General features: G+C 61.9%; 17 protein-coding genes. 12 read left to right on the forward strand and 5 right to left on the reverse strand.

Annotated elements, in window-relative coordinates:
- The first annotated feature begins 8 nt into the window (after positions 1-8).
- The 5 genes from Q0478_RS08710 (at position 9) to cysE (ending at position 6,842) form a co-directional block, all read left to right on the forward strand.
- Positions 9-641 (forward strand): DUF2460 domain-containing protein, encoded by a 633-nt coding sequence (locus Q0478_RS08710; protein WP_298678383.1) that lies wholly within the window; start codon positions 9-11, stop codon positions 639-641.
- Entirely contained in the window at positions 641-1,531 is an 891-nt protein-coding gene (locus tag Q0478_RS08715) for a DUF2163 domain-containing protein (RefSeq protein WP_298678384.1), read from the forward strand. Before Q0478_RS08710 ends, Q0478_RS08715 begins: the two co-directional genes overlap by 1 nt.
- Positions 1,528-1,968: a peptidase gene (locus Q0478_RS08720; protein ID WP_298678385.1), complete on the forward strand. Its 441-nt coding sequence runs from the start codon at positions 1,528-1,530 to the stop codon at positions 1,966-1,968. The genes Q0478_RS08715 and Q0478_RS08720 overlap by 4 nt, the downstream gene beginning before the upstream one ends.
- Positions 1,968-5,879, forward strand: coding sequence for a glycoside hydrolase TIM-barrel-like domain-containing protein (locus Q0478_RS08725; RefSeq protein ID WP_298678386.1), 3,912 nt, complete (start codon positions 1,968-1,970; stop codon positions 5,877-5,879). The genes Q0478_RS08720 and Q0478_RS08725 overlap by 1 nt, the downstream gene beginning before the upstream one ends.
- Before the next feature lie 147 nt (positions 5,880-6,026).
- A complete protein-coding gene (gene cysE, locus Q0478_RS08730; RefSeq protein ID WP_298678387.1) occupies positions 6,027-6,842 on the forward strand; it encodes a serine O-acetyltransferase in 816 nt (271 codons plus the stop codon).
- An 80-nt stretch (positions 6,843-6,922) separates the two neighbouring features.
- On the opposite strand, the gene Q0478_RS08735 is transcribed toward cysE, so the two are convergent.
- Positions 6,923-7,771: an alpha/beta fold hydrolase gene (locus Q0478_RS08735; RefSeq protein ID WP_298678388.1), complete on the reverse strand. Its 849-nt coding sequence runs from the start codon at positions 7,769-7,771 to the stop codon at positions 6,923-6,925.
- Entirely contained in the window at positions 7,768-9,144 is a 1,377-nt protein-coding gene (locus tag Q0478_RS08740; RefSeq protein ID WP_298678389.1) for a dipeptidase, read from the reverse strand. The genes Q0478_RS08735 and Q0478_RS08740 overlap by 4 nt, the downstream gene beginning before the upstream one ends.
- A 263-nt stretch (positions 9,145-9,407) precedes the next feature.
- On the opposite strand from Q0478_RS08740, the gene hemA reads away from it, so the two are divergent.
- From hemA to ispG, 3 genes are all read left to right on the forward strand, one after another.
- Complete coding sequence (gene hemA, locus Q0478_RS08745; RefSeq protein WP_298678390.1) at positions 9,408-10,631, forward strand: 5-aminolevulinate synthase; 1,224 nt, start codon at positions 9,408-9,410, stop codon at positions 10,629-10,631.
- Positions 10,632-10,741: 110 nt separating this feature from the next.
- Entirely contained in the window at positions 10,742-12,283 is a 1,542-nt protein-coding gene (locus Q0478_RS08750) for a helix-turn-helix domain-containing protein (RefSeq protein WP_298678391.1), read from the forward strand.
- An 87-nt stretch (positions 12,284-12,370) separates the two neighbouring features.
- Positions 12,371-13,495 (forward strand): flavodoxin-dependent (E)-4-hydroxy-3-methylbut-2-enyl-diphosphate synthase, encoded by a 1,125-nt coding sequence (gene ispG, locus Q0478_RS08755; RefSeq protein WP_298678392.1) that lies wholly within the window; start codon positions 12,371-12,373, stop codon positions 13,493-13,495.
- Here the strand turns inward: ispG and Q0478_RS08760 are convergent.
- The 3 genes from Q0478_RS08760 to Q0478_RS08770 are packed head-to-tail and all read right to left on the reverse strand — an operon-like array spanning position 13,492 to position 16,033.
- Positions 13,492-13,962: a disulfide bond formation protein DsbA gene (locus Q0478_RS08760; protein ID WP_298678394.1), complete on the reverse strand. Its 471-nt coding sequence runs from the start codon at positions 13,960-13,962 to the stop codon at positions 13,492-13,494. The two genes, ispG and Q0478_RS08760, sit on opposite strands and share 4 nt — an antisense overlap.
- Positions 13,959-14,708, reverse strand: coding sequence for a DsbA family protein (locus Q0478_RS08765; protein ID WP_298678395.1), 750 nt, complete (start codon positions 14,706-14,708; stop codon positions 13,959-13,961). Before Q0478_RS08765 ends, Q0478_RS08760 begins: the two co-directional genes overlap by 4 nt.
- Positions 14,705-16,033, reverse strand: coding sequence for a M48 family metalloprotease (locus Q0478_RS08770; RefSeq protein WP_298678396.1), 1,329 nt, complete (start codon positions 16,031-16,033; stop codon positions 14,705-14,707). Before Q0478_RS08770 ends, Q0478_RS08765 begins: the two co-directional genes overlap by 4 nt.
- A 58-nt stretch (positions 16,034-16,091) precedes the next feature.
- On the opposite strand from Q0478_RS08770, the gene Q0478_RS08775 reads away from it, so the two are divergent.
- The 4 genes from Q0478_RS08775 to prfB all read left to right on the forward strand — a co-directional run bounded on the left by Q0478_RS08775 (position 16,092) and on the right by prfB (position 22,376).
- Entirely contained in the window at positions 16,092-17,243 is a 1,152-nt protein-coding gene (locus Q0478_RS08775; RefSeq protein ID WP_298678398.1) for an aminotransferase class I/II-fold pyridoxal phosphate-dependent enzyme, read from the forward strand.
- 44 nt (positions 17,244-17,287) lie between these two features.
- The gene (locus Q0478_RS08780; RefSeq protein WP_298678400.1) at positions 17,288-18,496 is read left to right on the forward strand and encodes an N-acetylmuramoyl-L-alanine amidase; all 1,209 of its coding nucleotides are present in this window, start codon (positions 17,288-17,290) and stop codon (positions 18,494-18,496) included.
- A gap of 117 nt (positions 18,497-18,613) precedes the next feature.
- A complete protein-coding gene (locus Q0478_RS08785; protein ID WP_298678402.1) occupies positions 18,614-21,130 on the forward strand; it encodes a penicillin-binding protein 1A in 2,517 nt (838 codons plus the stop codon).
- Between the two features lie 118 nt (positions 21,131-21,248).
- Positions 21,249-22,376, forward strand: a complete 1,128-nt coding sequence (prfB, locus tag Q0478_RS08790) for a peptide chain release factor 2 (RefSeq protein ID WP_298678403.1) — start codon at positions 21,249-21,251, stop codon at positions 22,374-22,376.
- The last annotated feature ends 14 nt before the right edge of the window (positions 22,377-22,390 follow it).

Raw genomic sequence — 22,390 nt, forward strand, 5'->3', positions numbered from 1 at the left:
AGGCAGCGATGCAATTTCACGAAGTCAGATTTCCGGTGAGCCTGAGCTTTGGCTCGTCCGGCGGGCCGGAGCGGCGCACCGATGTGGTGAGCCTTGCCAACGGGTTTGAGGAGCGCAACACGCCCTGGGCGCATTCGCGCCGCCGCTATGACGCGGGGATGGGGCTGCGCTCGATGGATGATATCGACGCGGTGCTGGCGTTTTTTGAGGCGCGGCGCGGGCGGATGCACGGCTTTCGCTGGAAGGACTGGACGGATTTTCAGACAGGCCGCCCCTCGCGCGAGGTGGGCTTTGAGGACGAGGTGATCGCGATTGGCGATGAGGTCACGACGGTCTTTCAACTGGTGAAAGTCTACCGCTCGGGGGAGCAGACCTATGCGCGCCCCATTGTGAAGCCCGTGGAGGGCAGCTTGCGCGTCGGCCTTTCGGGCGATGAGCAGAGCGAAGGCATTGACTTTACAGTGGATTACACCACGGGTCTGGTGACCTTCATGCACCCCCCGAGTGTCGGGGTGGAGGTGACGGCGGGCTTTGAGTTTGACGTGCCGGTGCGCTTTGACACCGACCAGATCATCGCCTCGGCGGCGACATTTGCCGCGGGCGAAGTGCCCAGCGTGCCGGTTGTGGAGCTGCGGGTCTGATGGGGGGCGTGAGAGGCGCGCTGCTCGCGCATTTGCAAACAGGCTGCACCACGGTCTGCCGCTGCTGGGCGCTGACGCGGCGCGATGGCACAGTCATGGGCTTTACCGACCATGACGGGCCGCTGAGCTTTGAGGGCATCACCTTTCGGGCCGACACGGGCATGAGCACCGCAAGCTTGCAGCAAAGCACGGGGCTGTCGGTGGACAACAGCGAGACCATGGGCGCGCTGAGCGATGCGGCGATCCGCGAGGCCGACATCGAGGCGGGGCGCTATGACGGGGCCGAGGTGACAAGCTGGCTGGTGAACTGGGCCGATGTGACCGAACGTCACCTGATGTTTCGCGGCACACTCGGCGAACTGCGCCGTGGCAACGGGGCCTTTCACGCCGAGCTGCGCGGGCTGACCGAGGCGCTGGGGCGGCCCGTGGGGCGGGTTTACCAGAAGCCCTGCACTGCTGTGCTTGGCGACAGCACCTGCGGCTTTGACATCACGCGCGAGGGCTACTTCACCGAGCGCGCCGTCGAGGTGGTGGAAGCGGGGCGCGTGTTTCGCTTTGACGGCATGACAGGCTTTGACGAGGGCTGGTTTGCCTTTGGCACGCTCGCGGGGCTGAGCGGCGCCTGTGAGGGGCTCAGGGGCATTGTGAAGCGCGATGCCTTTGAGGGCGAGAGACGTGTGATCGAGCTGTGGCATCCTATGCGCGCCACGATGGAAACGGGCGATATGATCCGCCTTGTCGCGGGCTGTGACAAGCGGATGCAGAGCTGCCGCACAAAGTTTGTCAACCTGCTGAACTTTCAGGGCTTTCCCGATGTGCCGGGGGACAGCTGGCTGACGGTGCAACCGGCCAGCGCCGGCCAGACAAGCGGCGGGAGCCGGCGCGGATGAGAGATGTTGCAACAGAGGTGCTGACGGAGACGCGAGGCTGGATCGGCACGCCTTACCATCACCAAGCCTCGTTGAAGGGCGTGGGCACAGATTGCCTTGGCCTTTTGCGCGGCGTGTGGCGCGCGCTTTATGGCGCGGAGCCTGAGCCTGTGCCCGCCTATACGCCCGATTGGGCCGAGCCGCAGGGCGAAGAGCGGCTCTGGGCGGCGGCGGAGCGGCATCTTCTGCGCGTTCCCGTGGCCGAGGCGGGGGATATTCTGCTGTTTCGGATGCGCGCCGGCGCGGTGGCCAAGCACCTTGGCATTCTGTCTGTGGGGGGCGCGGCCCCCAAATTCATTCACGCCTATTCGGGCCATAGTGTGCTGGAAAGCCCGCTCACCGCCCCCTGGCAGCGTCGCATTGCGGCTTCATTTCGTTTTCCTGAGGAGGTGTCCTGATGGCAACCATACTTCTTTCGGCCGCGGGCGCGGCGATTGGCGGCTCTGTCGGCGGCTCTGTGCTGGGCCTCTCGATGACTGCGGTGGGGCGATTTGCAGGCGCGCTCGCGGGCCGTGCGATGGACCAGAAGATCATGGGGCAGGGCTCTGATGTGATCGAGCAGGGGCGTGTGGAGCGTTTTCGCCTCACCGGTTCGGGGGAGGGCGACCCTGTGGCGCAGGTTTTTGGCCGGATGCGTGTGGCGGGGCATGTGATCTGGGCGACAGAGTTTGCCGAGACGGTGACGACAACGGGCGGCGGCAAGGGCGCGCCCGCGCGGCCCGCGACAAGCCAGTTCAGCTATTCGGTGAGCCTTGCGATTGCACTGTGTGAGGGGGTGATTTCGGGGGTGGGCCGTGTCTGGGCCGATGGGGTGGAGGTTGACCCTGAGAGCCTTGGGATGCGGGTTTATCGCGGCACAGCTGAGCAGATGCCAGACCCCAAGATGGAAGCGGTCGAGGGAACAGGCCAAGTGCCGGCCTATCGCGGCACGGCCTATGTTGTGCTCGAAGAGCTGGGCCTTGAGCGCTTTGGCAACCGCGTGCCGCAGTTTGAATTTGAGGTGATGCGCCCATCGCAAGCGCATCTGGAGGACGGGGCCGAGGATATGGCCCATGCCGTGCAGGCTGTGGCGATGATGCCCGGCAGTGGCGAATACACGCTCGCCACAACCCCTGTGCGCTATGATTACGGCGTGGGGCAGGCGGCGCTGGCCAATGTCAACACCCCCGCTGGCAAGGCCGATTTTCGCGTGGCCACCGAGCGGATGGTGACAGAGCTGCCCAACCTCAAGGCCAGCTCGCTGATTGTGAGCTGGTTTGGCGATGATCTGCGCTGTGGTGCGTGCAAGCTGCGCCCCAAGGTGGAGCAGAAAGCCCATGACGGGGAGATGCCCTGGCAGGTTTCGGGCTTGACGCGCGCGCTGGCCGAGGAGGTTGCGCCGGATGCTGCCGGGCGGCCTGTCTATGGCGGCACACCTGCGGATGCTGCGGTGATCGAGGCGATCCGGCATTTGCAGGCCGAGGGCTTGGCTGTGCTCTACTATCCTTTCATCCTGATGGAGCAGCTGGCGGACAACACGCTTCCCGACCCTTACACAGGCGAGCTTGGCCAGCCGGCCTTCCCTTGGCGCGGGCGGATCACGCTCTCAAGCGCCCCCGGGCAGAGCAGCAGCCCTGACGGGACAGCTACGGCAGATGCCGAGGTGGCAGCCTTCTTTGGCACGGTCACGGCGGCAGATTTTGCCGTGAGTGATGGCGCGGTGAGTTACACGGGGCCGGAGGAGTGGAGCTATAGCCGCTTTATCCTGCACAATGCCGCCCTCTGTGCGGCGGCGGGGGGTGTGGACAGTTTCTCGATCGGTTCTGAAATGCGAGAACTCACCAAGATACGCGGCGCGGCGGGCTTTGCGGCGGTGGCGGCCCTGAAGAGCCTTGCGGCAGAGGCGCGGGCCATTCTCGGGCCGGATGTGAAGATCGGCTATTGCGCGGATTGGTCGGAATACTTCGGGTTCAACGGCGCAAATGGCGACCGCTTCTTCCACCTCGATCCGCTCTGGGCGGACGGTAACATCGACTTCATCGGGATCGACAATTACATGCCGCTCAGTGACTGGCGCGATGAAGCGGGCGAAGCCGATGCGGCCTATGGCTCGATCTACAATCTCGACTATCTGGAAGCCAACATCCTCGGCGGGGAGGGCTATGACTGGTTCTATCACTCCGAGGAGGCCAGAGACGCACAGATCCGCACGCCGATTACCGATGCGGCGCACAGCGAGCCTTGGGTCTGGCGATACAAGGATATCGTGAACTGGTGGTCCTCGGACCATCACGAGCGGGTGGGTGGTGTGCGCGCGGCCACGCCGACGGAGTGGGTTCCACAATCCAAGCCGATCTGGTTCACCGAGCTGGGCTGCGCGGCCATAGACAAGGGCACGAACCAGCCCAACAAATTCCTTGACCCGAAATCGAGCGAGAGCAGCTTGCCGCGTTATTCCAACGGGCGGCGCGATGACTACCTGCAAGCGCAATATCTGCGCGCGATGCACCGGTTCTGGGCGCGGCCAGAGAACAACCCTGTGTCGGTTGAATATGGCGGCCCGATGCTTGACATGAGCCGTGCCTTTGTCTGGGCCTGGGATGCGCGGCCCTATCCGCACTTCCCCGCGCTTGAAAATGTCTGGAGCGACGGTGGCAACTATGGCCGTGGCCACTGGATCACCGGGCGGGCGAGCGCGCGCGCCCTCGGCTCTGTGGTGGCGGAGCTGTGCGCGCGCGCGGGGCTGAAAAACTATGATGTGAGCGATCTCACAGGCATGGTTGAGGGCTATGCCGTGGGGCAGGTGGAAGAAGCACGCGCCTCCTTGCAACCGCTCATGCTGGCTTATGGCTTTGATGCGGTGGAGAGGGATGGCACGCTTGTCTTCCTCATGCGCGACGGGCGCGAAGACGCAGCGCTGGGCAGCGATGCTGTGGCCTTGAGCGCGGATCTTGAGGCTGATGTGGAGCGGCTGCGCGCCGCAGAAGCCGAGATGGCAGGCCGCGTGCGGCTGCGCTTCATCCAGAGCGGAGCCGATTTTGACGTGATCGCCGAAGAGGCTGTTTTGCCCGATCAGGCCACGCAGGCTGTGGCGGTGTCAGAACTCCCGCTGGTGATGCGGCGCGGCAGCGGGCGGCAGATTGTCGAGCGCTGGCTCTCCGAGGCGCGCGTGGCGCGCGATAGTTTGCGCTTTGCGCTGCCGCCCTCGCGGCTGGATGTGGCCGCGGGCGATGTGCTGCGCCTGAGCCATGAGGGCACAGAGCAGCTTTTGCGGGTGGACCGTGTGGAGCTGGGGCGCGAGCAGATTGTCGAAGGCGTGCGGATCGAGCCTGAGACCTATAACCCGATTGATGTGGCCGAAGATGCGCCGCTGATGCCGGGCTTCACGCCGCCTGTGCCGGTGTTTCCGCTCTTTCTTGATCTGCCGCTGATGCGCGGGGATGAAGTGCCCCATGCGCCGCATCTCGCCGTCACAGCAGAGCCTTGGCCCGGCTCGGCCGCGCTCTACCGCTCTACGGATGGCGAGGGATACAGTTTTGACACGCTGATCGCGACGCGCAGCACAGTCGGGGTGCTGGAGACACCGCTCAGGGCGGCTTGCCCGGGGATTTATGACAGGGGCGCTGGGGTGTCGGTGCGGCTGACCTCTGGCAGCCTCGCAAGCGCAAGCGAATTGGCCCTGCTCAATGGCGCCAATCTTGCGGCCATCGGCGATGGCAGCCCGGAAAACTGGGAGCTTGTGCAGTTTCAGAACGCCGAACTTGTTGCCGAGAAGACTTATGCGCTGACGCAGCTTTTGCGCGGGCAGCTTGGCAGCGACGCATGGCAGCCTCAGGAATGGCCTGCGGGGAGCTATTTTGTCTTGCTTGACGGGCGGCCGGAGCAGATTGCCCTGCAGCCGAGTGAGCGCGGGCTGGAGCGGTTTTTCCGCATTGGACCCGCGGCCCGTGCCTATGATGACCCCTCCTACAGTGGCACCTCGGCAGCTTTCCAAGGTGTGGGCCTGCGGCCGCTCAGCCCTTGTCACCTGCGGGTGCAGGGCTCCCCGGGCGCGGATGTGACGGCCAGCTGGATCCGGCGCACCCGGATCGGGGGCGATGGCTGGGAGAGTGTAGACGTGCCGCTGGGTGAAGAAAGCGAAAGCTATGTGGTGCGTGTTCTTTCGGGCGGGAGCGTTTTGCGCGAGGAGGTTGTGAGCGCGCCTCTCTGGCAATATCCGGCCGCGCAGAGGGTGGCCGACGGAACGACAGCCAGCTTTACACTGCGGGTTGCGCAGGTCTCGGCCACCTATGGCGCGGGGGCCTTTGCCGAGATTGAGGTAAGCCCTTGAGGCGCAGGGCGGCGGGGAGAGGCCCGCCGCCCTTATTTTCCAGAGCATGCTCTGTGCGAATGCGCACAAAAGGCCTGATGGATTTGGGTTTGTCATTGGGGGGCCATTTCAGATAAACTCAGGGGGTAAGCGTGAAAGGACACCGCTATGGCCCAGCTGAAGACAAACCTCGCCAAGCTTGACCCTGTTTGGGCGCAGATCCGCGATGAGGCCGAAGAGGCTGTGCAATCCGAGCCGCTTCTGGGCGGGCTGGTTCATGCCTGTATCCTGCATCACAACTCGATTGAGAAGGCGCTGGCCTACCGCATTTCCATGAAGCTGGCGTCGGCGGAGATGTCCGAGCAGATTTTGCGCGAAATATGCGATGAAGCCTATGGCGCGGATAGCGGCCTCGCGGTGAGCGCGCGCGCGGATATTGTTGCGGTCTATGACCGCGACCCCGCTTGCCACCGCTTTTTGCAGCCGCTTCTTTTTTTCAAAGGGTTTCAGGCGGTGCAGGCCCATCGCATTTCCAGCTGGCTCTGGCGGGAGGGGCGCAAGGATCTGGCCTATTTCTTCCAGATGCGCTGCTCGGAGGTTTTCGGGATAGATATCCACCCCGGGGCGCGGATTGGCAAAGGGATCATGATTGATCATGCCCATTCCATCGTGATCGGGGAAACCGCTGTTGTGGGGGACAATGTCTCGATGCTGCACTCCGTCACGCTGGGCGGCACGGGCAAGGAAGAGGAAGACCGTCACCCCAAGATCGGCGATGGTGTGCTGATCGGGGCGGGGGCGAAAGTTCTGGGCAACATCAAGATCGGCAACTGCTGCCGGATCGCCGCGGGCTCTGTGGTGCTGGAGGATATTCCCGCCAAGAAGACCGTGGCCGGCGTGCCGGCGCGGATTGTGGGCGAGGCGGGCTGCGCGACACCTTCGCAGACCATGAACCAGGTGATCGAGCGCGGTTTTGACGGCTGAGGACCGCGTCTGATCCAAAGGCGTGCCTGCGGCCCACAGGATTGTTTGATTGGGGGCCAGCCCCCAAACCCCCGGGATATTTAGGGCAATAAGAAAGACAGAAGCGCTTGGGCTGTGGCATCGGGCGCTGTGTCGGGAAAGAAGTGGCCGCCGGACATGGGCTGGCTTTTGATATTTTTGAAGCGGTTGGCCCATGTGGCGGGGACGTCATAGGCTTTGGCCATAGGGCCGTCTTTGCCATAGAGGATGAGCGCTGGGATATCGAGCTGGCGGGTCAGGTCGGCGGCGTCGAGCGCGAAATCATGTTTTATGGCTGCGCGGTAATCGTTGCACATGGCGGTGATGGTGGCCGGGTTGCGCCAGCTGGCGCGGTAGGCGGCGAGCTGGCTTGGCGCGAAATCAGCAAATGTGTTGGAGCCCCAGCCCGTGAGACAGCTTTCAAAGTAATGATCGGGGTCGTGGCCGATGAGCGTTTCGGGGAAGGGCGCGGGCTGGGCGAGGAAGAACCAGTGGTAGTAGCCCGTGGCGACGGCTGTGGTGAGCGCGTTGAGCAAAAGATGGGTCGGGATGATGTCCAGAAGGGCGACCCGGGTGATGCACGCGGGCGCATCCAGCGCCATGCGGTGGGCTGTGCGTGCGCCCCTGTCGTGGCCGGCCAGCGCGAAGCGTGGATGGCCCAGATGGGCCATAAGCTCCAGCATGTCGCGGCCCATTTCGCGGAAGCTATAGGCGGCCACGCCCTCGGGTTTGGAGGAGGCGCCGTAGCCGCGCAGATCGGCTGTGACGACAGTGAAATGGGGCGCGAGCTGCGGCACGATCTGGTCCCACATGGCGCGGGTTTGCGGAAAGCCGTGCAACAGCAAAAGCGGCGGGCCCTGGCCTGTGATGTCATAAGCTATCTCGGCGCTCGAGCCTTGAAAGCGCATCATGGTTTGCTCAGCTCGGCCAACACCCGAGCCCAGGACCGGGTGCCCTTGTGAAAGCTCTCAAGGTCATATTTTTCGTTCGGAGAGTGAATCTGGTCATCATCCTTGCCAAAGCCGATCAGCATGGCGTCCATATTCAGGATGTCTTTGAAAAAGCCCGCAATCGGGATCGAGCCGCCGCAGCCGACGTAGGCCGCCGCATCGGGCCATTCATCAGAGAGCGCCTTGCGGGCCTTTTCAAAGGCGGGATGGGTGATCGACATCTGGGCTGCGGGCGCGCCTTTTTCGCCTTTGAAGCTGACGGTGTAATCGCTTGGCACTGCGCTGTGAACATAGGATTTGAGCGCGGCGATGATCTTGTCGGGGTCTTGTTGGCCGACCAGACGGAAGGTGAATTTTGCATGGGCCTTGCTGGGCAAAACTGTCTTGGAGCCATCGCCCGTGTAACCGCCCCACAAGCCGTTGACCTCGCAGGTGGGGCGTGACCAGAGCTTTTCAAGCGGGGTGCGTTCCACTTCGCCGCCCTGTTCGGTGAGGCCGATATCACCGAGGAACTTGGCGTGATCAAAGCTGAGTGCCTGCCATTGGGCGCGGATTTCGTCGGGCAGTTCGGGCACATCGTCATAAAAGCCCTCCAGGGTCACACGCCCGTTTTCATCGTGCAGCCCTGCGATGATCCCGGCCATCACATGCAAGGGGTTGCGCACCAGCCCGCCATACATGCCAGAGTGCAGGTCGCGCTGGGGGCCGGTGATTTCAACTTCCAGCCCGGCAAGGCCGCGTAGCATGGTGATGATGGCCGGAACCCGGCTCTCAAACAGGCCGGTGTCACAGATCAGCGCAATGTCGGCGCTCAGCTCGGCGGCGTTTTGTTGCATGAAAGGTATCAGGGACGGCGAGCCGCTTTCCTCTTCGCCCTCAAAGAAAAAGGTGATGCGGCAGGGCAGGGTGCCATGCACCTCTTTCCAGGCCCGGCAGGCTTCTACAAAGGTCATCAACTGGCCCTTGTCATCAGACGCGCCGCGCCCGCGGATGACTTTGCCCTCCGGGCTGTCTTGCAGCGCGGGGTCAAACGGGTCCGTGTCCCAGAGGTCGATCGGATCGACGGGTTGGACATCATAGTGGCCATAAAACAGAAGATGTGGCCCTTCCCCCGCCAGATGGCCCAGGACCATCGGGTGGCCCGGTGTCTCACGTTTGCTGACCGTGGCCCCCAGGCGCTCCAGATCGGCCACGAGCCAATCGGCTGCGCTCTGGCAGTGCTCGGCATAGGCCGGATCGGTGGAGACCGAGGGGATTCGCAACAGCTCCAGCAGGCGCTCGGTTGCGGCGGGGAGATTCTTGTCGATTTGCGCGAGCACGGCTGTGAGAGACATGGGGCAGTCCTTGAAATTGGCGAGTGTGAGCCAAAGGTAACTCTGACAGCGCCATTGTCCAGACACGAAAAGATGTAGCGCAAAGGCGGTTTTTCTTGATCTGGGTCAAGTCATGCGCACGCGGCAAAATGTAGCCTGTCATAGAAGGGTGGCGCGCGATAAAGTTATTCAGTAATGTGAATACGCAAATCTGCTCTGCCGCTTGCACCTGCAAGCAACAAGTGACACGACGAACAAGAAATGACGGATGAAGGGGATCGCGCGTGGATTATTCTGCCAAGCTCGACGAAGCGCTGAACAAATTGCACGAGGAGGGGCGCTACCGCACCTTTATCGACATTGAGCGCAAGAACGGCCAGTTCCCCCATGCGACTTGGCGCAAGCCCGATGGAAGCGAGCAGCCGATCACTGTCTGGTGTGGCAACGACTACCTCGGCATGGGCCAGCATCCTGTGGTTTTGGCCGCCATGCACGAGGCTATAGAGGCCACGGGCGCAGGCTCTGGCGGCACACGCAACATCTCTGGCACAACAGTTTACCACAAGCGCCTTGAGGCCGAGCTGGCCGATCTGCATGGCAAGGAAGCGGCGCTGTTGTTCACATCGGCCTATATCGCCAATGATGCCACGCTGAGCACCTTGCCCAAGCTCTTCCCCGGGCTGATTATCTATTCCGATGCGCTCAACCACGCCTCGATGATCGAGGGGGTGCGCCGCAATGGCGGTGCAAAGCGCATCTTCCGCCACAATGATCTGGCGCATCTGCGCGCGCTTCTGGAGGCCGATGACCCCGCAGCGCCCAAGCTGATTGCTTTCGAATCAATCTATTCGATGGACGGTGATTTTGGCCCCATCAAGGAAATCTGCGATCTGGCAGACGAGTTCGGCGCGCTGACCTATATCGACGAGGTGCACGCTGTCGGCATGTATGGCCCGCGCGGCGCAGGTGTGGCTGAGCAAGAGCGCCTGATGCACCGCATCGACATCATCAACGGCACGCTGGCCAAGGCCTATGGCGTGATGGGCGGTTATATCGCGGCGAGCCACAAGTTGTGTGACGCGATCCGCTCTTACGCTCCGGGCTTTATCTTTACCACCTCCTTGCCACCGGCGATTGCGGCAGGGGCGGCGGCGTCTGTGGCGCACCTCAAGCACGACAACAGCCTGCGCGAAAAACATCAGGAGCAGGCGGCCAAGCTCAAGCTGCGCCTCAAGGGCATGGGCCTGCCGATCATTGACCATGGCAGCCATATCGTGCCCGTGATGGTGGGGGACCCGGTTCACACCAAGGCGCTTTCGGACATGCTGTTGGAAAACTACGGAATTTATGTCCAGCCGATCAACTTCCCGACAGTGCCACGCGGCACCGAACGGTTGCGCTTCACCCCCTCACCGGTGCATGGGCCATCGGAAATGGAAACGCTCATTCAGGCCATGGACGCGCTCTGGTCGCATTGTGCGCTGAATCGTGCCGAACTGGCCGGGTAAACAGAGTGTTTCGTGCAAATTGTAAACTTCTGTGCTAACAAAGCCCGAATAACGAGTTACAGCGTTGTATTTGAAACGCGATTCGCATGTTTGCGATAGGGGCAGCACGGATGATCAGGCGCAAAAACAAGCGCAGTGATACGAATGAAAACGTCGAGCCGATTTGGTTCGATGATTTTGAATTGCGTTTGGGCGATATCATGCGGGGCGAGCGCGCCACCATGGGCAAGTCGCTGCTCGATGTGCAGCGCGAATTGCGCATCAAAGCCAACTATATTGCCGCCATTGAAAATGCGGATGCCGATGCCTTTGACACGCCCGGATTTATTGCAGGTTATGTGCGCTCCTATGCGCGCTACCTGGGGATGGACCCGGAGCGCGCCTTTGCCGCCTTCTGCGCGGAGAGCGGTTTCACCACGGCGTCTGCATCTGTCGGGCGCGACAGCGAACTGGCCACCCAGAAAAAGCCGCAGCCCCGCGTCGGGCGTGACCCGATGTTTGAGGGGCCAACTCCGTTTGCGCCGGGCAGTGAGAGCCTGTTTGCGCGGATAGAGCCCGGGGCAATCGGCTCATTGCTGGTTCTGGTGGCCTTGGTGGGCGCACTCGGTTTTGGCGGGTGGACCGTGCTCAATCAGGTGCAGCAGGTGCAGCTTGTGCCGGTTGAAAACACGCCTGATGTGCTGGCCGATCTTGATCCGCTGACCCAGGCGCAGTCAGGCCTGTCTGCGCAGATTGACACAGACAGCCCACAGATGACGGCCACATCCGACAGTTTTGACAGGCTCTATCGTCCGCAGGCGCTGGATGTGCCTGTGCTGGTGGCGCGGGACGCCCCGATTTCCACATTGCGCCCCGACGAGCTTGGGGTGTTTGCCCAGACAGCAACGGCCCCGGCCTTGTTTGACGCGCCCAGAGAGACGGCCCCGGCGCAGGGTGTGAGTGTTCTGGCGGCGCGCCCGGCTTGGGTGCGGATCATGGATGGTGCGGGTGAGACCCTTTTCAGCGGCATCCTGGATGCCGGGGAAAGTTTCAAGGTGCCGGCGTCGCAGCACGCGCAGGGGGCCAGTATTCGGGTGGGCGAGAGCGGCGCGATCTATTATCTGGTGGATGGCCAGACCCTTGGTCCGACAGGGCCGCGCGGGGCGATCACCGAGAATTTCTCTCTGGCGGCGGCGGATTTGGTTGCAGCCTTGCCGCAGGCCAATGTTGCGCGTGACAGTGACCTCTCGCAAGCTTTGGCCGCTTTGGGGATGGCACTGCCTGAGCAGCTTGTGGCTGTTCCACAGGTTTTTGAGCAACAACAGGATGTTGTGACGGTCATCGCCACCCGTGAGGTCTGGCTGCGGGTGCGCGCGGCAAGCGGGACCATTTTGCACGAAGCGGTGATGCAGCCGGGCGATTTTTATACTGTGCCCCAGACCAGTGAGCCCGCAACCCTGCGTGCGGGCGATGCGGGGGCGGTCTATTTTGCGGCCAACGGAAAAACCTATGGCCCCTACGGCGCGCGCGGCGCTGTGGCGGATAATCTTGAGCTGACCGCTCAAAAGGTTACGGCCCGGCTGGCCCCGGCTGATTGGGAAACCATCGAGCCGTTGGCGCGTGCTGTTGCCCAGCTCGATGCCGAGGGGGCCTTTGGCGCGCTCACCGATTAGAAACAGCCGCCCAAAGCGCCGCATTGCGCAGGGGGCCGTTTCTGCCTATGTCACATCAGAAATCACCTAAGCAAGCGTGAGGCTCCCATGTCGCTGAACCCTATTCGCCCGTGGCGCAACATCTATCGCCGCCAGAGCCGCCAGATCATGGTTGGCAATGTGCCGGTGGGCGGGGATGCACCGATTTCGGTTCAGACCATGACCAACACGCTCACCACAGATGCCGCCGCCACCATCGCCCAAGTGCAGGCGGTGGCTGAGGCCGGAGCGGATATTGTGCGGGTTTCCGTGCCCGATGAGGCGAGCGCCAAGGCCCTGAAAGAAATTGTGCGCGAAAGCCCGGTGCCGATCGTGGCGGACATCCACTTTCATTACAAACGCGGGATCGAGGCCGCAGAGGCCGGCGCCGCCTGCCTGCGGATAAACCCGGGCAATATCGGCGATGAAAAGCGCGTGGCCGAGGTGATCCGTGCGGCGCGCGACCACAATTGCTCGATCCGGATTGGTGTGAATGCGGGCAGCCTTGAACGGCATCTGCTGGAAAAATACGGCGAGCCTTGCCCTGACGCCATGGTGGAGAGCGGGTTGGATCATATCAAGATCCTGCAAGATCACGACTTCCACGAGTTCAAGATTTCGGTCAAGGCCTCTGATGTTTTCATGGCCGCCGCGGCTTACCAGCAGCTTGCCGAGGCCACCGATGCGCCCATCCACCTCGGCATCACAGAGGCTGGGGGGCTGACCTCTGGCACCATCAAATCCGCCATTGGCATGGGCAACCTTCTTTGGATGGGTATTGGCGACACGATCCGCGTATCACTGTCTGCCGATCCGGTGGAAGAGGTAAAGGTGGGCTATGAAATTCTCAAATCGCTCGGACTGCGCCATCGGGGGGTCAACATCATTTCTTGCCCCTCCTGTGCGCGCCAGGGCTTTGATGTGATCAAGACGGTCGAGCAGCTTGAAAAGCGGCTGGAGCATATCAAAACGCCCATGAGCCTTTCGATCATCGGCTGTGTCGTCAATGGCCCCGGCGAAGCGCTGATGACGGATGTGGGGTTCACCGGCGGCGGCTCTGGTGCTGGCACGGGGATGGTCTATGTGGCCGGCAAGCAAGACCACAAGCTGGGCGATTATGATATGGTTGAGCACATTGTCGCGTTGGTTGAAAAACGTGCCGCCGAACTTGAGACCCAAAACCAGGACCGTTAAAGCCTGTCCAGGAACCGTGCCAGAACAGGCGCAGGCATGGCGCCACGCAGCATCTGCTTTGGCAGCACATAAAAGGGCAAGCTGTCAATTTGAAATGCGGCTTCAATGTCAGGATAGTCTTTTAATATCAAGATGTTGACCTTCAGTCCGCGCGCCGCGGCCAGGGCGGCAAGCTCGGTTTGCGCCGCCGCGCAGCTGTCACAATCCGCACCGACAAACAGGGCCAGATCCTTGCCCGCGAACACCGCCTGCGCATGGTGCGCGATCAGCGCCAAGTCAGAGGCAATCTGAGCGCGATAGGGTGGCGGGGCCAAGGCTTGGGCAACAAGCTCGGGCTGCGCAAGCAACACCTCGCGCACCACCGCACCAAGCAAAAGGCGCTCGCTTTCAGAAAGCGCCTCAAAGTTGGTGTCTGCCAGCGCCGGGGCCGCAAGCGCGCCCCAAAGGCTCAGGGCCTGACGGATCATTGCGCCCGGATGGCCTCGGCAAAATCCTGCATCTGCGCGAGCGGCATATACCCACGCAAAACCTGATCACCCATCACAAAAGTGGGCGTGCCGGAAATGGCCAGCCGTTGCCCAAGCGCGCGGTTTGCCACAATCACCTCGGTGACCTCATCACTGGCCATTTTGAGCAACATGGCATCGCCGTCTATCCCAAGCGAGGCAGCCAATGCGCGCAGAACAGGCTCTTCCACGCCCGTTTTCAAAGCAATCAGCGCGTCAGAGGCCTGCTTATAGGCGGCGTCCCCGGCGATCAGTTTGGTGGCAATGGCAAAGCGCGCCGAAATTTCTGAGGCTTCGCCGAGAATGGGGAATTCTTTCACGATAAAGCGGATGTTGCCGTCAGACTCGATCAGCTGGGCCACGTCGTCATGGGCCTTGCGGCAATAGCCACAGCGATAATCGACAAACTCCACAAGCGTCAGATCGCCCTCGGGGTTGCCACCGACATAAGAGTTCTGATCTGCAAAAAGCGCGTCCGCGTTGATCTGCACAAGGTTGGCGTCATTCTCAGCTTGGGCGTTGGCCTGGCGCTCTTCCAACACCGCAACGGCTTCCATGATAACTTCCGGGTTCTCGAGCAGATAAGCCCTGATTTCCTGCTGCAAGGCGGCCCGCTCGGGGGCGCTCATTTTGGTAAGGTCCAGGGCCGCAAGCGGGGAGCTTGCGAGGGCTGCCGCACAGGCGAGGGCAAGAGTGGCTCTGATCATTTCTGTCTCCGTGAGGTTTGGGTTGCGGCTTGGCTTTCTAAGAGCACATCCTGTGCGCGTTGCCAACCTGGGGACCCTGTTTTCAACTGGTCCAATGCGCGTTTGGCGTGAATCGTGGCGTCTTTGGGGCGCCCTTGCAAGGCGTAGCGCTCTGCGGTGAGAAGCGCCGCCATGCCCATGCGGCCCAGCTGGGCATAGGCGCTGCCCAGGTCGCGCAGGATCCGTGCATCCCGCCGTTCAAGCTGGGCTGCACGCTCCAGGTGCGGCAGCGCGTCTTTCGGGGCTGCCGACACAAGCAGGGCATGGCCGTATTGGCCAACGATGAGCGCGTTGCGCGGGGCCAGTTTGACCGCCTGCGCATAAGCGGAACGCGCTGCCGAAAACTGCCGCCGCTCCAACAAGAACTGCCCATGCAGCTCATGGAGGAACGGGTCCTCAGGGGTCTGTGCGATCAAGCCCCTCAGCGTGCTCAGTGCCTTTTGCGATTGGCCCGAGCGGTGCCAGGCAATGGCTTTGCGCAGGCGGGTGACATCCGGATGCGCGTTGTCATCCGGGCGCTTCAAGGTCCATTTGGGAGGGCGATAAAAGGCCGCAAGCTTGCTCTGGGCCCGGGCAAACCAATAGGCAGCCGCCGGATCGGGCCCAAACCGCCCGCTGTGGCCGCCCGCAGCCGCTTCCATGGCCCGCAGGCGGTCCCGCGAGAGCGGGTGGGTGCGCGCATAAGGGTCTTGGCGGTTGGCGCTCAACAGCTCTTGCCCGGCAAAAAGGCGCATCACGTCAACCGCGCCTTGCGGATCAACCTTGGCGCGCGCCATGTAGCGCACCGCCGATTGATCTGCAGAGGCTTCTTCGGCCCGGGTATGGCTGAAAAAGCTGCGTTGGGCCGCGCTTTGCACGCCAATCCCCAGAGCTGCGCCAAGATCTGTGCTGCCGGACGCCGCCGCCGCAGCGGCAAGCGCCAGCCCGAAAGCGGCGACAGTGTTGGCCGCGCGGGCGTTGCCGCTGCGCCGTGCGAGGTGGCCATTGGCAATATGGGCGGCCTCATGGGCGATCACGGCTTGCAGCTCTTGCGCGGTCTGAAGCTTGAGGAGCAATCCGGCATGGATAAAGATATGGCTGCGGTCGATCACAAAGGCATTGAGTGTGTTTTCATCGACCACAAGAACCTTGATACGCCCCGCCGGCAGGCCAGCGGCATTGAGCACAGGCGTGGCCAGCTGTTTGAGGTTGTGTTCAATATCAGGGTCGCGCAGAAGCGACACAGCCCAAAGCGGCGTGGCCAATATCAGGGCGAGCACGGTAAAAAATACGGTCTTTAACTGCATCGCATTGACCTTGGCCTCCGGATCCCTAGAAGTCGTGGGTCAGAGTAGGAGAGAATGGATGCGAATTTCAAGGCGCGGGGCGGTTGATCCTTTTATTGTGATGGATGTGATGGAAGCTGCGCGGGCTGCGGAAGCGGCGGGGCGCTCCATCATTCACATGGAAGTGGGCCAGCCGGCCACTGCGGCGCCCAAAGGCGCGCGCGCGCATCTGGCGCAGGCCATGGAGGCTTCTGCGCTTGGTTATTCTGTTGCGCTTGGCCTGCCCGAGCTGCGTGCGCGCATTGCCCAGCATTATAAGGACAAACACGGCGTAACGCTCAGCCCGGAGCGGGTGATTGTCACCTCTGGCTCCTCGGGGGCCTTTCTACTGGCGTTCACGGCTCTTTTTGATGCGGGCGCAAGAGTTGGGTTGGGCGAGCCGGGCTATCCGAGCTATCGGCAGATCCTCAAGGCGCTTGATGTGGCGCCGGTCGGGCTTCCCACCTCGGCGGAAAACCGCTTCCAGCCGGTGCCCCAGGATTTTGACGGCCTCGCGCTGGATGGGCTTTTGGTGGCCTCGCCGGCCAACCCCTCGGGCACCATGCTCAGCCGCAAGGCCATGGCGGCTCTGATTAACGCCTGCGCCGCGGCGGGGACCAGCTTTATCTCTGACGAGATCTATCAGGGCATCGAATATGAAGGACAGGCGGTTTCGGCGCTGGAGCTGACAGACGCGTGCTATGTCATCAACTCATTTTCCAAGTATTTCTCCATGACAGGTTGGCGCGTGGGCTGGATGATTGTGCCGCAAGATCATGTCCGCAGGATCGAGCGGCTGGCGCAAAACATGTTTATCTGCGCGCCTCATGCCAGCCAGGTGGCGGCGCTTGCGGCGTTCAACTGCACCGATGAGCTGGAGGCCAATCTCAGGGTCTATAGCGCAAACCGTGCCAAGATGATTGCTGAGCTGCCCAAGGCCGGCCTGCACAATTTCGCCCCGCCCGACGGGGCGTTTTATATCTATGTTGATGTCAGCCATATCACCTCCGACAGCCGCGCCCTTGCGGCGGATATCCTGGAGGTTGCAGGTGTGGCGGTGACTCCGGGTGTGGATTTTGACCCGCATCGGGGCCATCGCACGCTCAGGCTTTCTTATGCGCGCTCCAGCGCGGAAATTGAGGAAGGTCTGCGCCGCTTGATTGCCTATTTCGCCAATTCGCCACTTTCCTGACCGCCGGATTGCCGCTACCCTGCCCAAAACAGAAGCGGGCGCGTATGAGTAGGCTTTTTTCACTTTTTGTTCTGTGGCTGGCGCTTGCGGGCGTTGCCCCGGCGCTGGGCCAAAGTCTGAGCGGGCTGGCGCGTGTGCTTCCCGCGCAAAGCGGCTTTGTGGCTGCGGGCCAGGAGCTGCGCTTCACGCTGGAGCTGAGCCAGCCGGTGGCATACCGGGTCTACACCCTGGCTGCGCCGCCCCGCCTTGTCATCGACTTTCGCGAGGTGGACTGGTCGGGGCTGTCTGACACCGACATCCGCCCCGCCAAAGGGATTGCCGCCCTGCGCTTTGGCGGCTTTCGCCCCGGCTGGTCGCGCTTGGTGGCTGATCTGGAGGCCCCTTTTGCGCTTGTGAGCGCCCAGATGAGCCGCACCGATCAGACAGGGCAAGCCACATTGGACATCACACTGTCACAAACCAGCGCACAAGCCTTTGCCGCCCAATCGGGCCTGCCCAAAGCCGACAGCTGGCCCGCGCCTGTGGCGGCGCTTCCCGAAAAGCTCAACGACCGTGTGCTGGTGCTGCTCGATCCGGGCCATGGGGGGATTGATCCGGGGGCCTCGCGCGGGGGCCACAGCGAAAAAGACCTCATGCTCACCTTTGCGCGTGAGATCGCCGAAGAGCTTGGCCGGCTGGGCACGGTTGATGTGTTGCTGACGCGCACGGACGACAGCTTTCTCTCGCTCGAGCGCCGCGTTGCCATGGCCCATCAGGCGGGGGCCGATCTGTTCATCTCGCTCCATGCCGATGCGCTTGCCGAGGGGCGCGCGCATGGGGCCACCGTGCACACATTGGCCGAAGAAGCCAGTGACGAGGCCAGCGCGCTGCTTGCCGAGCGTCACGACCGGGCAGACCTGCTCTCTGGAATGGACCTGAGTGGGCAGGATGATGTCATTGCCAATGTGCTGCTTGATCTGGCGCGCCAGGAAACGCAGCCCCGCACAGAGCGGCTGGCGCGCGCGCTGATTGGGGGGCTGGAAAGCCAGGGCGCACCGCTGAACCGCCGGCCATACCGTGCGGCGGCGTTTTCGGTGCTCAAGGCGGCAGATATTCCCTCGGTTCTGTTGGAAATCGGCTTTCTGTCAAGTGATCGGGACTTTGCGAATATTATCAACCCGGAGTGGCGGCGGCGCATGGCCGAAGGGCTGCGCGACGGCATACAAGCCTGGATTCTGGCCGATGAGGCCGTGCGGGGGGCGGTGCGCAAATGAGCCTGATCCGGTCTGACAGGCAAAATTGTGCCGGGGCTCACTGTCAGTTGATTTTGACCTCAAGCGCCCTTGCGCGTATAGGGCCTATAGGGCGCAACGGCGCGTCAGGGGAATAAGGTGCTGAGATTCTTGTTATCGCTTCTGGGCGGGCTGTTCAGCCTGCTGACGCTCGGCCTCATGGCTGTGGCGCTCTCCATTGGTGCGATCTTTTATATTTATGGCCGCGATTTGCCGAGCCATGAAAGCCTTGCGCAATATCAGCCTGCCACGATCAGCCGGATTTACTCGGGTGAGGGGCGGATGCTGGACGAATTTGCCCGCGAGCGCCGGCTCTTTACCCCGGCTGATGAAATTCCCGATCTGATAAAACACGCGTTTATCAGCGCGGAAGACAAGAATTTCTACGCCCACCAAGGCTACGACACACGCGGCATTGCCTCTGCGGCGCTGGATGCGCTGAAGGGAGGCAGTGTGCGCGGGGCTTCAACCATCACCCAGCAGGTTGTGAAGAATTTCCTGCTTTCCGCCGACAGGCGTGCCGAACGCAAGATCAAGGAAATCATCCTCGCCACGAGGCTGGAAGAAACGCTCAACAAAGAGCGGATCCTTGAGCTGTATCTCAACGAGATCTTTCTGGGGCAGAATTCTTTTGGTGTCACCGCTGCCGCACAGGCCTATTTTAACAAAACCCTGCGCGAGCTGGCGCCGCATGAAGCGGCCACCTTGGCCTCAATGCCCAAGGCCCCGGGCCGCTTTCATCCTGTGCGCAACAAGAAACGCGTGCTTCAGCGCCGCAATTTCGTGCTGAAAGAGATGTTTGAGAATGGCTATATCTCCGAAGCAACCTATCTCTCCGAGCGCGCGCTGCCGCTGCGTTCTGTTCAAAACGGCGATTTTGAACCCTTCAAGAACGGGTTGCCGCCGCGCGACTATTTCACCGATGAAATCCGCCGCCAGCTGTCCAATGTTTTTGGTGAGGAAGAGTTTTTCTCTGGTGGGATGACCGTGCGCGCCACGATTGACCCCGAAATGCAGAGGCTTGCCGCCCTGTCTCTGCAACGCCAGCTCGAAGATTATGATCGCAGCCTTGGCCTCTGGCGGGGCACTGGCGCGCGCGTGCCAGAGCAGGCTTTGGCCTCCGAGGCGGCTTGGCGCGCTGCTCTGGCAGAGGTGACGGTGCCGCGGGACATCCAGCTTGACGGGCCGTGGTTTCCTGCTGTTGTGCTGGAGATTGGCGAGCGCCAGATGCGGGTCGGAATTGAAGGGGTGCAAGAGAGTGCGGCTGAGCCCTTTGTTGTGCCGCGCAAGGATATAGACTGGGCCAGAGGCAGCTTTTTTGACAATTTCAAACTTGGCGATGTGGTGCTGCTGCGCCGGGTGACAACCGGCGAGGACGGCAGCGGTGATTTTGTGCGCTGGAGTTTGCGGCAGGTGCCTGCGGTGCAGGGCGGCTTCATGGCCATGGATGTGACCACGGGGCGCGTCATGGCCATGCAAGGCGGGTTTTCTTACCAGCATTCTGTCTTTAACCGGGCCACGCAGGCTCTGCGCCAACCCGGCTCGTCGTTTAAGCCTTTTGTTTATGCCTCAGCGCTTGATAGCGGCTATTCTCCCGCGACCATCGTGGTCGATGCGCCGATCGAGATCAACACGCCCCAGGGGCTCTGGCGCCCCAAGAACTCCTCCAACCGCTTTTATGGCCCGACACCTCTGCGCACCGGGATCGAGCAGTCGCGCAACCTGATGACCATCCGGCTTGCCGAAGAGGTGGGCATGGATGTCGTGGCCGATTATGCCGAGCGCTTCGGGGTCTATGACCGTATGGGCCGCTTTCTGGCCAACTCGCTGGGCTCTGAGGAGACCACGCTTTACAAAATGGTCTCGGCCTATGCGATGTTTGCCAACGGGGGCCAACGCGTTGAGCCCACCCTCATCGACCGCGTGCAGGACCGATATGGCAAAACCCTGTATCGCCATGATGACCGCAACTGCCTTGATTGCGCCGATCCGAGCTTGCCCCGCGCCCAAAGCCCAACCATCCTGAACACGCGTGAGCGGGTCATGAATGCGGTCACCGCCTATCAGCTCACCTCGATGATGGCAGGGGTGGTCACCCGCGGCACCGCCAGCGCCCATATCAACCTCGGAGTGCCCGTGGCCGGCAAGACCGGCACCACGAATGACTCAAAAGATGTTTGGTTCGTCGGCTTCACCAACAACATCGTGGCTGGCTGCTATATCGGGTATGACACCCCACGCTCGCTTGGGGCGGGGGCCTCCGGGGGCGGCATGTGCGGCCCTGTGTTCCAGCGCTTTATGGCGCAGGCCGTGCAAAAATATGGTGCCGGAAAGTTCCGCGCGCCCAAGGAATGCGAATTCATCAAGATCGACCGGTTCACAGGCGCGCGTTTGTCAGATGACGCCGAAGGCGATGCTGTGGTGATCGAGTGTTTCCGCGAGGGCGAGCAGATCGAATTTGGCATCACTTTTGATGGGGGGTTTGCCATGGGCGAAAATCTCCCACTCGTGCGAGACACCGGCACCGCGAAACAGGTCACCACCTCAACAGGCAAAAAAGCCGTCGTGGGCCCCAAGGCCGGCTTTGGCGCGCTCAGCTCAGGCGGGCTCTACTAATCCTGTGAAAGCCCCGTGAAAGCCCCGTGAAAGCCCTGTGAAAGCCTTGCCCATGCTTGCCGCGCGCCTTGGGCTGGGCTATCAGTCGCCCTAACAGACGTTATTTCAAGGACACCCCATGCGCGCAGAAATTCAAAGCGTCGTTGCCGAAATTCAAAAATCCCTCGAGTTGCTGGCGCAGCGGATGGACCGCGAGACAGCCGCCCACCGGCTGGAGGAGTTCAACGCCCGTGTCGAAGACCCGACCCTTTGGGACGATCCGGAAAAAGCCCAGAAACTGATGCGTGAACGTCAGGCCCTGGTTGATGCGATGGAGGGCTATGCGCAGATCGCGGCCGAGCTGTCCGACAACATTGAACTGATCGAACTGGGCGAAATGGAAGAGGACGCCGATGTTGTCAGTGAGGCCGAAAATGCGCTGAAGGCCCTCAAGCAAACGGCCGCCGCCAAAGAGCTTGAGGCGCTTTTGAGCGGTGAGGCCGATGCCAATGACACCTTCTTGGAAATCAATTCCGGAGCGGGCGGCACGGAAAGCTGTGATTGGGCCTCCATGCTGGCGCGGATGTATGTCCGCTGGGCCGAGAAAAAGGGCTATAAAGTCGAGCTTCAATCCGAAAGCGCGGGCGAAGAGGCGGGCATCAAATCTGCCACTTACAAGATCTCGGGCCACAACGCCTACGGCTGGCTCAAGTCTGAGAGCGGCGTCCACCGGCTCGTGCGCATCAGCCCGTTTGATAGCGCCGCCAAACGCCACACCTCCTTCACCTCCGTTGGGGTCTATCCGGTGGTTGATGACAATATTGAAATCGAGGTCAACCCGGCCGACATCCGCATTGATACCTACCGCTCCTCGGGGGCGGGCGGTCAGCATGTAAACACCACAGATTCCGCCGTGCGCATCACCCATGCCCCCACCGGCATTGTCGTGACCAGCTCGGAAAAATCCCAGCACCAGAACCGCGATATCGCCATGAAAGCCCTCAAATCGCGCCTCTACCAAATGGAGCTTGACCGGCGCAACGCAGCCGTCAACGAGATGCATGAAAACAAGGGCGATGCTGGTTGGGGCAACCAGATCCGCTCCTATGTGCTGCAACCCTACCAGATGGTCAAAGACCTGCGCACCAATTTTGAAACCTCCGACACCAAAGGTGTGCTCGACGGGGATCTTGACGGCCTCATGGCCGCCACCCTCGCGCTGAATGTGGCAGGTAAATCGCGCTCCGAAGCCCAAGGCGAGAGCTGACACCCCCCAAACCG

The organism is uncultured Lentibacter sp. (assembly GCF_937123735.1).
GTDB lineage: Bacteria > Pseudomonadota > Alphaproteobacteria > Rhodobacterales > Rhodobacteraceae > Lentibacter.